This window comes from Streptomyces sp. CB03234 (genome assembly GCF_001905885.1).
Classification (GTDB): domain Bacteria; phylum Actinomycetota; class Actinomycetes; order Streptomycetales; family Streptomycetaceae; genus Streptomyces.
In genome coordinates this window covers 507,857-520,398 of sequence record NZ_LIYH01000005.1, presented here as the reverse complement: position 1 = coordinate 520,398, position 12,542 = coordinate 507,857, and the positions used below count along the sequence as shown (strand labels likewise).

The following is a 12,542-nucleotide window of genomic DNA, read 5'->3' as shown; positions in this document are numbered from 1 at the left end:
GCGCGGATGTCACCGGGCGGTGGGCTGTCGCTCGCGCCACCAGGCGACCGTGGCCTTGACCTGCTCGTCGACCGGTGTGGCCCGTACGGCGAACTCGGCCTCGTAGGCGCGGGAGTCGACGACGAAGGGGCGGTCGAACTGGTAGCGGATCTTCTTCAGTTCACGGATCAGCGGGGAGAACAGCGACGCCACGCCCAGTACGGCCGGTGGCAGCCTGCGGACCGTGATCGGTGCCGTTCCCGCGTGGGTGGCGAGGCGGGTGACCATGTCGCGGGTGGACAGTGGGGGCTCGGTCGGGATGTGCCAGGCGCGACCCCAGGCGCGTTCGTCGACCGCGGCCTCGGCCATGGCCCTGGCCACGTCGGGGAGGTAGCTCCAGCTGTGCGGGGCGTCGAGGTTGCCGAGGGTGGAGACCGGTTTGCCGCGCAGCAGGCGTGGCATGACCCGCGCGGCCAGGTGCCCGCCGTCGGTCACGCCGGGGCCGAAGAAGTCCGAGGCGCGCAGCTCGACCGCCTTGATACGCCCCTGCTCGTGCAGTTTCCGCGCCCGCTCCCAGACGGCGGCGCGTACGCGGCCCTTGGTGCCGGTGGCCGCGAGGGGAAGGTCCTCGGTCATGGGGCCGTCCACCGGGCCGTAGCCGTAGAGGTTGCCCAGCATGACCAGGACCGCGCCGGTCGCCTCGGCCGCCGCGCAGAGGGACGCGGCCAGCGGTGGCCATTCGCTCGCCCAGCGATGGTAGGGCGGTGCCGCACAGCTGTGGATCGCGGCCGCGCCCCGCGCCGTTTCGATCAGCCGCGCGCTGTCCGTGGCGTCCAGCGCGACATGCTCGATACCCGGCTCGGGGCTACCGCCCGACCTGGTGACGACCCGTACCTCATGGCCCTGTTCGGCCAGTAGCCGAGCAGTGGCCGCTCCGGCGGGCCCGAATCCACATACGACATGAAGGCTCACGCCCGCACACTAGCGCGAGCGGTCGGAACAGTAGGCGGCGATGGGCAGTTGGAGGCGCTGATCACGTGACAGCAGCTCCCCGGGGCGGCGGTCCACCGCCACGCGGGCGTGAGCCCCTCGACGACGCACCAGGTGGGTGCCTCCGTCGACCCGCCGAGGGCCGGCACGGGCGGACCGTCAGCGACTACCAGGCCGTCACGGCCGGCCGGCCGGTTCCAGGCCCGGGTGGGTGGCGTCCGGCTCCTCCTCGCTCGGCCCGGCGGCCGGCCGCCGGCGCTGCTGGGCCGCGCCCGGGCCCGGGTCGGCCGCCGTACGGCCCCATGCCGTACCGGCCAGGATCAGCACCACGCCCACGAGGCCCGGCCATCCCGGCCGGTCACCGGCCAGGGCGATACCGGCCACGGCAGCCCACACCGGTTCCGTACCGAGCAGCAGGCTGACCCGGGAGGGGGAGGTACGCCGGACCGCCCACATCTGGACGAAGAAGGCGAACAGGGTGCAGAACACCGACAGGTACAGCAGCCACGCCCAGTCGGCGGGCCCGAAGTCCGCCGCTGCCGCCCACGGGGTGGCACCCATGCCCGGGGCCGCGCACAGCAGGGCGAACACCAGGACCGAGCCGCCCAGTTGGACGGTCGTCAGCGACATGGCGTCCGCGCCCTGGACCGAGCGCATCCGCGACATCGCCAGCACGTGCACCGTACGGGCGACGGCGGCGCCCAGCATCAGCAGGTCGCCCAGCGACGGCTCGCTGAAGCCCGCCCCCTGGGTCAGCAGCAGCACACCGGCGACCGAGAGCCCCGCCGCCGCGACGAACGAGCGCGGCAGGCGTGTGCCGCGCAGCCGGCTCTCCGCGAGGGGCGTGAAGATCATGGTGAGGCTGATGATGAGCCCGGCGTTGGTCGCGGAGGTGTGGACGACGCCGTACGTCTCCAGCAGGAAGATCACGGCCAGGATCAGCCCGAGCACGCCCGCCCCGCGTATCTGCGCGCCGTTCAGCGCGCGCAGTTTCCGCCACCCTGCGGCCACCAGCACGGGCAGGACGACGGCGAACCGCAGTACCAGGACGGCCAGTACGGTGCCGCTCGTGGTGACGCCCTTCGCGGCCAGGTAGCTGGAGCCCCAGACGACGGCGACCAGCAGTACGGGCAGGTCGGTAAGCCAGGCACGGCGGGCCGCGGTGACGGTCATGGGTCTCCTCGGACGGAAGGGCTGCGGCGCCCCAGCAGCAGCTCCGCCCGGGCCGGCACAGCGTAGTGGCGGACCGGCGTCCGGCTCCGTCCGTTTTTCGTCCCCGTCCGCCCGCACCCGGTGGCGGGACCCACCCTCCCTCCGCTAAGTTAGGCAAGCCTTACCTAATACGCACGCCCGCGAAGGACGAGGAGCACGTGATGAGCAGCGACACCGGCGCCCGCCCGCCCGAACCGACCCCCGCCGAACGGGTCCGCTCGGTGCTGGCCGCCGCGCGGTCGCTGACGGTGGTCACCCACGGGTACCGCTGCGACCTGACCGGCGCCCACCGCCTCGACGACCGGGCCCGGCTGACGTTGCGCCTGCCGGCCGACGGGCACCTCGCCGCGGCCGTGGGCGGCGCGCCCCACGGCGACCTCGCCGCCATGCTCCAGTTCACCGATGTGGCGCCGACCGCCGTACGGGACCGGGTACGCGCCCGCGTGACGCTCTCCGGGTGGCTGACCCAGGCCGGTGCGGCCACCGCGGCGGGCGGCGTCGACCTGCGCCTGGACCCCGTGCGCGTCACCTTCGGCACGGCGGACGACGTCGTCTTCGTAGGCCTGGACGAACTCGTCCTCGCCGAGGCGGATCCGCTCGCGGAGCACGAGGCCGGGCTGCTCCTCCACCTGGCCGACGACCACCCCGACGCGGTGGAGCGGCTGGCGCGCCTCGTCCCGCCGCACCACCTGCACGGCGTACGCCGCGTGGCGCCCCTGGCCGTGGACCGGTACGGCGTGACGCTCCGGCTCGAACACGCCCGCGCCCACCACGACGTCCGGCTGCCGTTCGCCGTACCCCTGCGCGACGCCGCCGAGTTCGGCGACCGCGTCCAGGCCCTGCTCACCGCCGCCCACGGCTGCCCCCGCCGGCGCCGCGGCCTGCGCACCCGGCCGTGACACGGCAGCCCGCCCGGCGCGATCACGTCGCGGCGATCATCCGCGCCGCCCCCCTCGCCGCCGCGCTCTACACGCCGCCGGCCCGCGAACCGTCAGCCGAGGCGTACGGGCAGCGAGGTGTGCCCGTTGGAGATGAACGAGTCCACCGGCCGCAGCTCCTCCGGCGGCACCGCCAGGACCATGTCCGGGAACCGCTCGAAGAGCGCCGGTAGCGCGATACGCGCCTCCATGCGGCCCAGCGGGGCGCCCAGGCAGTGGTGGACGCCGTAGCCGAAGGCCAGGTGCTCCTTGTCGGCCCGGGTGACGTCGAAACGGTCGGCGTCCTTCCCGTACCGCTCCGGATCGCGGCCGGCGGCGGCGTACGCGGCGAGGATCGCCTCGCCCTTGCGGATGACGCCCCCGCCGCCCGGGCAGTCCAGCGCGATGTCCTCGACCGCGTACCGCAGGGGCAGGCTGGCGACCGGCGCATCCGAGCGCAGCGTCTCCTCGATCACGTCGTCCCACGAGGCGCGGCCCGACCGCACGTGCGCGAGCTGGTCGGGGTGGGTGAGCAGGGCGTGGATGGCGTTGTCGATGAGGTTGACCGTGGTCTCATGACCGGCCCCGATCATCAGCACCAGGGTGTCGAGCAGCTCCGCCTCGGTCAGCCGGGTGTCGCCCTCGTCGTCACGCGCGGCGATGAGGCCGCTGGTCATGTCGTCACCGGGGGCCTGCCGCTTGGCGGCGACGAGGTCACCCATGACGGCGTAGAGCCGGGCGTAGGTGGTGGTGACCTCGTCCGGGTCGGCGGAGGTGTGGAAGATGCTGTCGACGATGGACCGCAGCTCCTCCTGCCGCTCCTCCGGCAGCCCGAACAGTTCGCTGATGACCTGGATGGGGAGCGGGTACGCGTACGACTCGCGCAGGTCCACCACGGCGTTGTGCCGCCCCGCCTCGGCGATACGGTCCAGCAGGTCCGTGGTGATCTCCTCGACGCGCGGCCGCAGCGCGGCGGTCCGGCGGGCGGTGAACGCCTTGGCGACCAGCGTGCGCAGGCGCCTGTGCTCGCCCCCGTACGCGGTGAACATGTTCTGCACCGCGACCCAGGTGAACAGGGGCCACTGCGGGGAGATCTCCCCGTTGATCCAGGCCGGCCAGTGGCGGCGCGGATCCTTGGACACCCGGGGATCGGTGAGCAGCCGCTTCAGCAGCTCGGGGCTGCTGACGGCCACCGCCTCCACCCCGCCGGGGAGTTCGACGCGCGCGAAGGGTCCTCGCGCACGTAAGCGGGAGGCTTCTCCATGTATGTCGCGGCCGGTCGGGTCGATCACCAAGCGGGCCTGTTCGCGCATCAGCGGCTCCCTGCCACTCGCATTCCAGTAGGGCGCATCACGCTACGCGCGGTACGGCTCCGGAACGAGACGGCACCGGGTCGATCGTGAATGGGCGAAACCAGCCAGTAACCACATCGCCATATGGTGTGCTTTTCCCCGCCGTGGAATCCACGGTTCACCTTGGGGAGGACTTTTGAAGGCTCGTTTCGCCGTCTCGGCCGCCGTGGTGGCCACCGCCGTCGCGGGCGGCCTGCTGACCACCGCTCCGGCCGCCCAGGCCGCCGGGGGCGTCAGCATCTACCGCGTGTACTACAACTCACCCGGCAGCGACGACCGTTCCAACACGTCGCTGAACGCCGAGTGGGTGCAGCTGTACAACTCCAGCTCCTCCGCCATCTCCATCAGCAACTGGAAGCTGAAGGACCGGGCCGGCTGGACGTACACCTTCAGCGGCACGATCGGCGCCAAGCGGTACGTGACGGTCCACACCGGCAAGGGCAGCAACACCGCCGGGCACCGGTACTGGGGCCGGGCGGCGTACGTGTGGAACAACGACGGGGACACCGCGTACCTCCGTAAGTCGTCGGGCACGCTCGTCGACTCCTGCTCGTGGGGCTCCAGCGGGTCGTCGAAGTACTGCTGACGGTCCAGGCCCCCGCCCCGCCCCGCCCCGGCGACGCGGAGCGGGCGGGGGCCTGCGGCGTACCCCGCCGCCCTGCCCGTACGTACGGCGGGCCGACGGCCCCGTACGCCTGGGCCACCTAGCCGGTGCGGCCGATGGAGCCGGTGCGGCCGATGGAGCCGAGCGCCGCACCGACCGTCGCCCTCAGCGCCGCCGCCTCGACTCCGCGCGCGGGCGCGGAGGTTCAGCCCGTAGGCGACCAGGGCCAGCAGCTCGGCGGTGGCGTCGAGGCCGGCGCCGCCGTCGACGCCGACGAGCTGCCCCCGCGCCTCGGCCGAGCCGAGCGCGGCGCGCATCGCGTCACGCAGGAGCCGGTGGTGCTCATCGAGGAGTACGCGGACGTCCGGGTCGCCGTTCTCGGCGCCGGCGTGGGCGTTGCAGACCATGCAGCCCCAGCGGGCGAACTCGCCCGTACAGCCCGCCTCGATGAGCACGGAGAAGAAGTCCACGATGGCGGGCATACCGCGCCCGTCCTCCGCGAGCCCGCGGAACAGGGGACGGGCCCGCTGGTCCATGTAGCGGCGCAGGGCGGCGAGGTAGAGGTGCTGCTTGCCGCCGAAAGTGGCGTACAGGCTCGACCGGTTGACGCCGGTCGTGGTGACGTCGGCGCCCAGGCCCCGCGCTTCACCCTGCCCGCCGCGAACGGACGCACCGTCAGCCTGGATGCCCTGCTCGCCGAAGGCCCGGTCGTCCTCACCTTCTACCGCGGCGCCTGGTGCCCGTACTGCGACATCGCCCTCCGCGCCCTCCAGCAGCACCACCACGACATCACGGCGCGCGGCGCGCGGCTGGTCGCCGTCTCGCCGCAGGTCCCCGACGAGTCCCTGACGACGGCCGAGAAGCACGGGCTGGTCTTCGACGTCCTCAGCGACGTCGGCTCCGACACGGCCAAGCAGTACGGCCTCGCCTTCGACCTGCCCGACGACCTGCCCGACGACCTGGCCGCCCTGGACGCCCTGGACGCCCTCGCCGCCAACGGCTGATCCAGCGCCGGAACGAAGAGCGTGCGTGCGCAGTGGGACGGCCCTGGAGCCGGCGTGGGCGCCGGAAGTGTCCCACCGCGCCCACTCCTCAGGGGGTCGCCGCGGCGTGCAGTCGGCGCATGACGTGCCGGCTGGGGACCACGAAGAGGGCGCCGTCCTCCGGGAGGCCGCGCCCGGTCACGGCGTGCAGCAGCGCGCCGCTTTCGGTGCGCATGGTCTCGTGCTCGACGGGCTCCTCGATCAGGTTCGCGCGACCGGCCGCCCGCAGCGCCTCCAGCCCCCGCGCTGGTCATCTGCTTGCGGATGATCGAGTTCTCGTCGTACCCGCCCGTCATGGCTCGGTGGGTGTCTCCGAGGTGAAGCAGTGGCCGAGTTCGGGGGCGAGGCCCTGATAGTGACGGAAGTTGAAGATGAGCGGGCTCCAGAGCGTGGGGTTGATGTGCTGGGTGCCGGGCACGACGATGCGCCGGTCGGCGTGGACACGTGCGACCGCGCACTCCACGATCAGGAAGTGGCCCTCCACGTCCGGTGACCTTCGCCGGACCTGGGCCTCGAGCTGGAGCGGGCACTCGGCGACGCGCGGAGCGCGTACCGTCTCGGACGGTACGGGCGTGAGCCCAGCCGCGGCGAACTTGTCGGGCTCGTAGCGGTAGCCCCGTGCCCGCTTGGCGGCGGGCACGGGGGATGCTCCCGTGAGCGGGGCGAGCCGCTCCACCGCGCCCCAGAGGCCGGGCGACGGAAGGTTGATCACGAGTTCCGGCCGGGTGGCCAGGTTGGCTGCGGTCTGGCTGTCGGCGCCGAGGCCGAGCACCACGGTCTGCCCGAGCGCCCAGGCAGAGGAGACCGGGGCCAGGTTGGCCGAGCCGTCCTCGTTCTCGGTGGTCAGCAGGGCGACGGGGGTACCGAAATAGAGAATGCTCGGGGTTATCGCGATGTGCGAGGGCGCGTATGTCGCTGTCGTCATGGACTGGAACCCTAAGGTCCGGACCCTTCGTCGGTGGCCGAACTGTCGCCGGGCGAGACTGTAGGGGTGACCAGCTTCGACCGAACTCATGCAGACGGCCCCGACCTCGCTGACTTCGCGGGGCTATTGGCGGACCGTACTCGCGCGGCGTTCTGTCTGGCGTTGCTTGACGGCCGTGTCTGGACCGCGTCGGAGCTGGCACGCACCGCGGGTGTCGCACAGTCCACCGCCAGCGCGCACCTCGACCGGCTGGTGCGGGGCGGCATCCTGGCCGAGGAGCGGCAGGGGCGGCATCGGCTGCTGCGGCTGGCGACCGCGGACACCGCCGAAATGATCGAGAACCTGGCCGCCCGGGCCCCGTCCCGGCCGGCCCCGGTGCGCTCGCTGTCTGATTTCAACCGCCGCCGCGCCTTGGCGCACGCCCGTATCTGTTACGACCATCTCGCAGGCGCGCTGGCCGTGGCGATCAACGATGCGATGACGGAACTCGGGCTGTTGGCCTGGGACTACGGGCCGGCCCTCACCGCGGCGGGCCGGGACTGGCTGCGCGACCTCGGTATCGCTGACGACCGCCCGAACGCCTCATGGCGACCTCATGTCCGTACGTGCCTGGACTGGACGGAACAGCGCCCGCACCTGGCCGGCGCAGTGGGCGCGGCGCTCTTCCGACACGCGCTGGACTCATCCTGGCTGGTGCACCGGAGCACGACCCGGATGGTCACCGTGACCGATGCGGGCCATGCCGCCCTGCGCACACGGCTCGGCCTCACCGACGATGTGCTCGCCTGTTCAGCGGCGCAGGCCGGGGGGTCGGACAGCGGGGCTGCCGCTGGGCAGCTGTAGAGGGGCAGGCCGACAGGCTCGGTGCCCGTGACAGCTTTCCCACGGCACTGCCGTCATTTCTCCTCGATATCCATGGGCTGGTTGATCGCCAACTGCCTCCCAACCTCGCCGACAAACGCTGTTGCCAGAGATGCACGAAGCCACTGCCCGCCAACGTGAATGCACAGCGCGACAAGTCCAGTGCTCATTGGACAGATGCATGCTCAGTCACACGAGTGCGACCAGCCCACGCCACTGGTGGTGCGCGCCGTTGCCAATCTCCTCACATCGCTGTTCGGCGTCAGTCGTCAGCGCGGCCACGACGCCGGGTTCAGCGTCGCTCACGTCCGGTCCCCTCGGGTCGCCTGGACCTCGGCCACAGCCGCGCTGACGGCCTGGTCAAAAAGCGGGTCCTGGCGTGCGGCGACGCGGCCCCGGAACTCTTCGATCACGGCGACGACGGCGGAGAAGTCGGCGGGGTCGGCGTGGTTGATTTCCCTCGCGAGGGCTGCCTCGAACTCGTCGGCGTTCCCCGGGAAGCCATACCCAAGCGTCAAAGCGGCGCGGATCTCGCCCACTGTGCGTAGCGGTGGGAGATCGCCCGCGCCGCGGTCAGGCTGTGCTGTCATCTCCTGCACCCCTTCCTGCTTCCTTGACCTTCCCGGTGCTGAGGTTACGCGCCGACGGAGCTTTCCAGTGATGCTCGCCGCCACTGCGACCGGCCGAGGACCGACTCAGAACCCGTGGCGAGACCGCGCTCATCGCTCGTCCGCCGCCCGGTCGTGCCGGCCGGACGCCAGAAGGTCGAGCGCGTCGGGCAGCTTCGGGAACAACGGCGCGCAGTCGCAGCAGGCGTAGACGTTGAAGCCGGGACCCGATCCGGAATGCACCTCGGAGACGAGGACCGGAGCGGTGGTGAACCGGTCGCAGCGTACGCACATCCGCACCGGCTTCCGTGCGTCCACCCGCCGCGCACGGGCCTCCGCGCCGGTGGTGGCCGTGCCCGGCGGGCCACCTACCGCCGTGCCGGCCGGGCAGCCCGCGGCGCACACGACCGCCTTGGCGCCGTACGGGTCCGGACGCCACGGGCCGCGCCGGTTCCCGCACCGGGCGCACTCGGGCACCTGCGGCTCCAGGCGCTCCCCCGTCGCGCTCACCAGGCCACCTGCCCAGCACCTGCCAGATGCGGGTCCAGGTCGATCCCGAAGTCCGCCGCGAGCACCAGCGCCAGCCGCCGCTGACGCTGCTCGTCCGCCACGAGATAAGGGCGGACCATGGCGCTCCCACGCCCGTCCAACGGCACGTCCAGCCCATACGGCGACCGCGCCGCGGGCAGCGGTACCGGCCGGGGCGGCACGGGAACGGCGGCGCGATCAGCCGCGCGGGCGGCTGGACGAGCACGATGCCGGCCCCCGGCACGCGGCCGGAACACCAGCCTCGCCCACAGGGCGAAGGCGCGGATAAGGTCATGCATGTCGACGCTCCGATTCTTCAGCGTTGGCCACGCCCCGGGAGGTCTGGCCACCTCGCCGGGGTCCTCAAGGAACGCACCTACTTATACCTGTATATAGCTGTGGGCACCTACAGATGTCTATGTCCGGCCGTGCGCTGCTGCGTACAGTCCTCAACGTGATCGAATTTGACCCCACACGGCCCAAGTGGGTGCAGATCGCCGACGTCATCCGGGAACGGATCGCGACCGGCGAGTACCCGCCGCGTCATCTGATCTCCGAGGTGCGGCTGGAGCAGGAGTACGGAGTCGCGCGAATCACCGTCCGGAAGGCCACCGCGGCCCTTCGAGAAGAGGGCCTGATCACGACGACCCCGGGCATGGGATCGTTCGTCGCCGAGCGGCCGCCCTCCAAGCAGTCCGAAGACGGCACCCCCGCCGACTGACCCGACCGCCCACGCTTTCGGTCATAGCGGTGCTCCGCCGCCGTCGCGGCGCCATGTGGTCAGCGGTACGCCGTCCTCATCCCACGTGTCCTCGTCGCGGAGTGAGGCGGGGGTGCTGTCGAAGAACTGCCGGGACCGCAAGACCCCGTTGGGATACCACTCCTTCCATTCGCCCACCGACTGCCCGTGCCGGGCCACGCCTTCGGACCGCGGGGACCCGTCCTGGTACCACTCACGGGACAGTCCGTTCGGGACCCCATCGGTGTACTCGTCCAGGCTGATCAGGTGTCCGCTCTGGTACTCGGCCACTTCGCCGGTGAAAAGCCGGCCACGGTAGAGCAGGCGCTGGGCACCATCCATGTCGACATCTGGATCGTCGATGTCGATTCGCGGTACAGAAGCCATCAGAGATCAGGTGGGGTACTCCCCGAGCCAGGCCCGGTTGAGCAGCTCGCTGGGGAGGTAGTCCGACTCGACCTCGATCGGGAAACCGGCGTCGTGGGCGAGGCACGCGATGGCGAGCGGGCCCAGCGCCAGGTACCCGGCGACGCTGCGTTCCCGCTTCTCGGATGCCGTCCAGTACAGCTTGTGCATCTCCAGGGCTTCGACGAGGGCCTGGTTGAAGGCAGCGTGGTCCTTGCGCAGGAAGCACTGGAAGAGGTTGACCGGCTGGTAGAGGATCCGCTCCACCAGCTCCATGTCCGCCACCGCGATGGCGTTGGGGTGCGAGGCCTCGATCGCGGCCAGCAGCTTCTCGCCGAGCCCCGGGCGCTCCAGCCAGTACGTCTGGAGGGCGTCGATCCAGAGGTAGACGAACTCGTCGTACTCAGTGCCCGAAGCGCGCAGCACGTCGAGCGGCACCTCGCACAGCGCGGTCATCCGCGCCTGATCACGGCAGACGATGGCCAGCCAGAACGCGGTAACCCAGTTGCCGGGGTTGGCGTGCAAGCCCGCGCCCAGCGCGCGCAGGGTCCGCGTCTCGTCGGCGATGCGGCACTCGACGGTGCCCTCGGACCGAGTGGCGACGGCGAACATCGCCGAGCCGACCTGCATCGCGGCGACGACGGCTTCCCACGTACGGAGGTCGGACGCGTCGGGATTGACCGCCAACCGCGCCTGCACGTGGAGCATCGCCGTATCCAGAGCTCCGTCCAGCCTTCCGGGCGATTCCTCCAGGGACGCGACCGTCCGCAGCAGGTCCCTGCCCAGGGACTCCGCGTACCTCTGATCGTCAGGGCCGGGCCCGCCGTGCCGGACCACCGTCACCGTCATTGCAGCCCTCAGGTCGGGTACTCCCCCAGCCAGCCGTGCTGGAGGAGTTGCTTGGGCAGGTACTCCGACTCCACGTCGATCGGGAGCTTCCCGTCGTACGCCAGACAGGCGATCGCCAGCGGGCCCAGCGCGATGCTCCCGTCGATGTCGGTCGCTCGGTCCTCGGTCAGCGTCCAGTACGCCTTGTGCAGCTTGAGCGCTTCCACCAGGGCGGGGCTGAAGCCCTCCTCGTCACGGCGGACGAAGTGGTAGAAGAGGTTGATCGGCGGATAGAGCAGGCCCTGCAACATGTCCCTCGGGGCGATTCGCGCCACCGACGGGTCGGAGGCCTGAAGCGTGGCGGTGAGTTTCTCCACCAGTCCGGGACGACGCAACCAGTACGTCTGGAGCGTGTCGACCCAGTGGTAGACGTACTCGTCGTAACGCCCGTCGGGCGACCGGAGACGGTCCAGCGGGATCTCGCACAACTGCGTCATCCGCTGCTGCTCACGGCAGACGACGGCAAGCCAGAACGCGGTCAGCCAGGCACCGGCGTCGGCGGTCATCAGCGGTCCGACAGCCGGGAGAGTCCGGTTTTTCCGGTTGATACGGCACTCGACGGTTGCCTCGCTCGTGCCCGTCACGGCGAACAACGCCGAACCCACCTGCATCGCGGTGACCACGGCGTCCCAGGTCTCCACGAGCGCTGCTCGTGGGTCGACAACACAACGGGCATGGAGGACCAGAAGGGCCGTGTTGAACGTCGAGTCGATCAGAGCGGTGGAGGACTCAAGGTCCTCCACCCGCTCGGCGAGGTGATCACTCAGCCGCTCCGCGAGCCCTTCGGCGTCCGGTCCCGCCGGTATGCCGTGACGGCCTACGGTTCCGATCACGGTGTCCGTCACAGCAGGTCGGTGAGGTCGGGCCCGAGTCCGTCGATGATGTCGGGCGCCTTGAGCCCATGCCCCTCGGCGACACCGAAGTACGTGGGCTCACCGGGCTCGGCCGCCACTCCCAGCAGGGCGTCCAGACCGCTCAGTGCCGCTGCGAGGCGGGGGGCGTTGCGCGTGTACACCTGGGGGTGCGGTTTTCCCCTGAAGTCGCAATGGCCCCAGACATCGTGGTGAACGGAGACCTCCGCCCAGACGCTGACCGGATCCGGAGACACAGTGAGCTCCACCAGGCGGGGTTCGTGATGGCCCTTGCCATCGGCGTCGAACCATGTCCCCGAACCCACCACGGTGAACGATGACATCTCGGCCGCCGGATGGCCCACCGGCTGGCATGCCCTCATCTCAGCGGCGACCGCGGCGTCGTCGAGGGCACGGCCCGTGAGGTCCAGGCGGCTGTGAATTCCCAGGCCACCCTGGCCCACTTCGAACCAGTTCCACTCCAAGGAGCCCGGCTCCAGCAACTCGTGTTCCCGCAGGACGGCCGACATCCGTGCGGCCGTCTCAAGCGCTGCGTCCAGACCCGGCGCCATCACATCGTCGAGGTCCCAGAACCACGAGCCGCATTCTCTCGGCGCGCGCATCAGCATCGACATGTACG

The 12,542-nt window shown here is 71.2% G+C and carries 17 protein-coding genes and 1 pseudogene; 6 read left to right on the top strand and 12 right to left on the bottom strand.

Annotation, left to right across the window (positions count from 1 at the left end):
* Positions 1-9 precede the first annotated feature (9 nt).
* On the bottom strand, positions 10-951 hold the full coding sequence (locus AMK26_RS23725; protein WP_073756729.1) for an NAD-dependent epimerase/dehydratase family protein: 942 nt from the start codon (positions 949-951) through the stop codon (positions 10-12).
* Positions 952-1,146: 195 nt separating this feature from the next.
* A complete protein-coding gene (locus AMK26_RS23720) occupies positions 1,147-2,142 on the bottom strand; it encodes a DMT family transporter (protein WP_073756728.1) in 996 nt (331 codons plus the stop codon).
* Positions 2,143-2,342: 200 nt separating this feature from the next.
* Here AMK26_RS23720 and AMK26_RS23715 point away from each other — a divergent pair, with 200 nt between their 5' ends.
* A complete protein-coding gene (locus AMK26_RS23715) occupies positions 2,343-3,080 on the top strand; it encodes a DUF2470 domain-containing protein (RefSeq protein ID WP_073756727.1) in 738 nt (245 codons plus the stop codon).
* 92 nt (positions 3,081-3,172) lie between these two features.
* Here AMK26_RS23715 and AMK26_RS23710 read toward each other — a convergent pair whose 3' ends face one another.
* The gene (locus tag AMK26_RS23710; protein ID WP_073756726.1) at positions 3,173-4,411 is read right to left on the bottom strand and encodes a cytochrome P450 family protein; all 1,239 of its coding nucleotides are present in this window, start codon (positions 4,409-4,411) and stop codon (positions 3,173-3,175) included.
* A gap of 175 nt (positions 4,412-4,586) precedes the next feature.
* Between AMK26_RS23710 and AMK26_RS23705 the strand changes: the two genes are divergently transcribed.
* The 3 genes and pseudogenes from AMK26_RS23705 to AMK26_RS23700 form a co-directional block, all read left to right on the top strand.
* Positions 4,587-5,036: a lamin tail domain-containing protein gene (locus AMK26_RS23705; RefSeq protein WP_073756725.1), complete on the top strand. Its 450-nt coding sequence runs from the start codon at positions 4,587-4,589 to the stop codon at positions 5,034-5,036.
* Positions 5,003-5,158 carry a hypothetical protein gene (locus tag AMK26_RS37070; RefSeq protein ID WP_158071143.1) on the top strand — a complete coding sequence of 52 codons (156 nt, stop codon included), beginning with the start codon at positions 5,003-5,005 and terminating at the stop codon, positions 5,156-5,158. The genes AMK26_RS23705 and AMK26_RS37070 overlap by 34 nt, the downstream gene beginning before the upstream one ends.
* Positions 5,159-5,677: 519 nt before the next feature.
* A pseudogene (locus AMK26_RS23700) lies at positions 5,678-6,004 on the top strand (peroxiredoxin-like family protein); the annotation flags it as partial.
* Positions 6,005-6,146: 142 nt separating this feature from the next.
* Here AMK26_RS23700 and AMK26_RS38420 read toward each other — a convergent pair.
* The gene (locus AMK26_RS38420) at positions 6,147-6,272 is read right to left on the bottom strand and encodes a hypothetical protein (protein WP_274536128.1); all 126 of its coding nucleotides are present in this window, start codon (positions 6,270-6,272) and stop codon (positions 6,147-6,149) included.
* A 117-nt stretch (positions 6,273-6,389) separates the two neighbouring features.
* A complete protein-coding gene (locus tag AMK26_RS23695) occupies positions 6,390-7,022 on the bottom strand; it encodes a flavin reductase family protein (protein ID WP_073756724.1) in 633 nt (210 codons plus the stop codon).
* Positions 7,023-7,055: 33 nt separating this feature from the next.
* Here AMK26_RS23695 and AMK26_RS23690 point away from each other — a divergent pair, with 33 nt between their 5' ends.
* Positions 7,056-7,865 carry an ArsR/SmtB family transcription factor gene (locus AMK26_RS23690; RefSeq protein WP_443333183.1) on the top strand — a complete coding sequence of 270 codons (810 nt, stop codon included), beginning with the start codon at positions 7,056-7,058 and terminating at the stop codon, positions 7,863-7,865.
* A gap of 320 nt (positions 7,866-8,185) precedes the next feature.
* Here AMK26_RS23690 and AMK26_RS23685 read toward each other — a convergent pair whose 3' ends face one another.
* The 3 genes from AMK26_RS23685 to AMK26_RS38730 form a co-directional block, all read right to left on the bottom strand.
* Positions 8,186-8,482, bottom strand: coding sequence for a hypothetical protein (locus AMK26_RS23685; protein ID WP_079277772.1), 297 nt, complete (start codon positions 8,480-8,482; stop codon positions 8,186-8,188).
* A 120-nt stretch (positions 8,483-8,602) separates the two neighbouring features.
* Positions 8,603-9,001 (bottom strand): hypothetical protein, encoded by a 399-nt coding sequence (locus AMK26_RS38015; protein ID WP_241838036.1) that lies wholly within the window; start codon positions 8,999-9,001, stop codon positions 8,603-8,605.
* Entirely contained in the window at positions 8,998-9,120 is a 123-nt protein-coding gene (locus AMK26_RS38730; protein WP_443333182.1) for a hypothetical protein, read from the bottom strand. The genes AMK26_RS38015 and AMK26_RS38730 overlap by 4 nt, the downstream gene beginning before the upstream one ends.
* Before the next feature lie 353 nt (positions 9,121-9,473).
* Between AMK26_RS38730 and AMK26_RS23670 the strand changes: the two genes are divergently transcribed.
* Positions 9,474-9,740 carry a GntR family transcriptional regulator gene (locus tag AMK26_RS23670; RefSeq protein WP_073757080.1) on the top strand — a complete coding sequence of 89 codons (267 nt, stop codon included), beginning with the start codon at positions 9,474-9,476 and terminating at the stop codon, positions 9,738-9,740.
* A 21-nt stretch (positions 9,741-9,761) separates the two neighbouring features.
* On the opposite strand, the gene AMK26_RS23665 is transcribed toward AMK26_RS23670, so the two are convergent.
* From AMK26_RS23665 to AMK26_RS23650, 4 genes are read right to left on the bottom strand one after another with little or no spacing between them, the layout of a single operon-like run.
* A complete protein-coding gene (locus AMK26_RS23665) occupies positions 9,762-10,145 on the bottom strand; it encodes a toxin-antitoxin system YwqK family antitoxin (protein ID WP_073756722.1) in 384 nt (127 codons plus the stop codon).
* 6 nt (positions 10,146-10,151) lie between these two features.
* Positions 10,152-11,012, bottom strand: a complete 861-nt coding sequence (locus AMK26_RS23660) for an immunity 49 family protein (RefSeq protein ID WP_073756721.1) — start codon at positions 11,010-11,012, stop codon at positions 10,152-10,154.
* An 8-nt stretch (positions 11,013-11,020) separates the two neighbouring features.
* The gene (locus tag AMK26_RS23655) at positions 11,021-11,884 is read right to left on the bottom strand and encodes an immunity 49 family protein (RefSeq protein WP_073757079.1); all 864 of its coding nucleotides are present in this window, start codon (positions 11,882-11,884) and stop codon (positions 11,021-11,023) included.
* A gap of 8 nt (positions 11,885-11,892) precedes the next feature.
* On the bottom strand, positions 11,893-12,531 hold the full coding sequence (locus AMK26_RS23650; protein ID WP_241838065.1) for a hypothetical protein: 639 nt from the start codon (positions 12,529-12,531) through the stop codon (positions 11,893-11,895).
* Positions 12,532-12,542: the final 11 nt, after the last annotated feature.

What these genes read in the sequence shown, in the direction of transcription:
- AMK26_RS38420 (WP_274536128.1), bottom strand. Translation starts at nt 6,272, where the DNA reads ATGCGCACCGAAAGCGGCGCGCTGCTGCACGCCGTGACCGGGCGCGGC.
- AMK26_RS23720 (WP_073756728.1), bottom strand. Translation starts at nt 2,142, where the DNA reads ATGACCGTCACCGCGGCCCGCCGTGCCTGGCTTACCGACCTGCCCGTA.
- AMK26_RS23665 (WP_073756722.1), bottom strand. Translation starts at nt 10,145, where the DNA reads ATGGCTTCTGTACCGCGAATCGACATCGACGATCCAGATGTCGACATG.
- AMK26_RS23660 (WP_073756721.1), bottom strand. Translation starts at nt 11,012, where the DNA reads ATGACGGTGACGGTGGTCCGGCACGGCGGGCCCGGCCCTGACGATCAG.
- AMK26_RS23650 (WP_241838065.1), bottom strand. Translation starts at nt 12,531, where the DNA reads ATGCTGATGCGCGCGCCGAGAGAATGCGGCTCGTGGTTCTGGGACCTC.
- AMK26_RS38730 (WP_443333182.1), bottom strand. Translation starts at nt 9,120, where the DNA reads ATGGTCCGCCCTTATCTCGTGGCGGACGAGCAGCGTCAGCGGCGGCTG.
- AMK26_RS23695 (WP_073756724.1), bottom strand. Translation starts at nt 7,022, where the DNA reads ATGACGACAGCGACATACGCGCCCTCGCACATCGCGATAACCCCGAGC.
- AMK26_RS23715 (WP_073756727.1), top strand. Translation starts at nt 2,343, where the DNA reads ATGAGCAGCGACACCGGCGCCCGCCCGCCCGAACCGACCCCCGCCGAA.
- AMK26_RS23710 (WP_073756726.1), bottom strand. Translation starts at nt 4,411, where the DNA reads ATGCGCGAACAGGCCCGCTTGGTGATCGACCCGACCGGCCGCGACATA.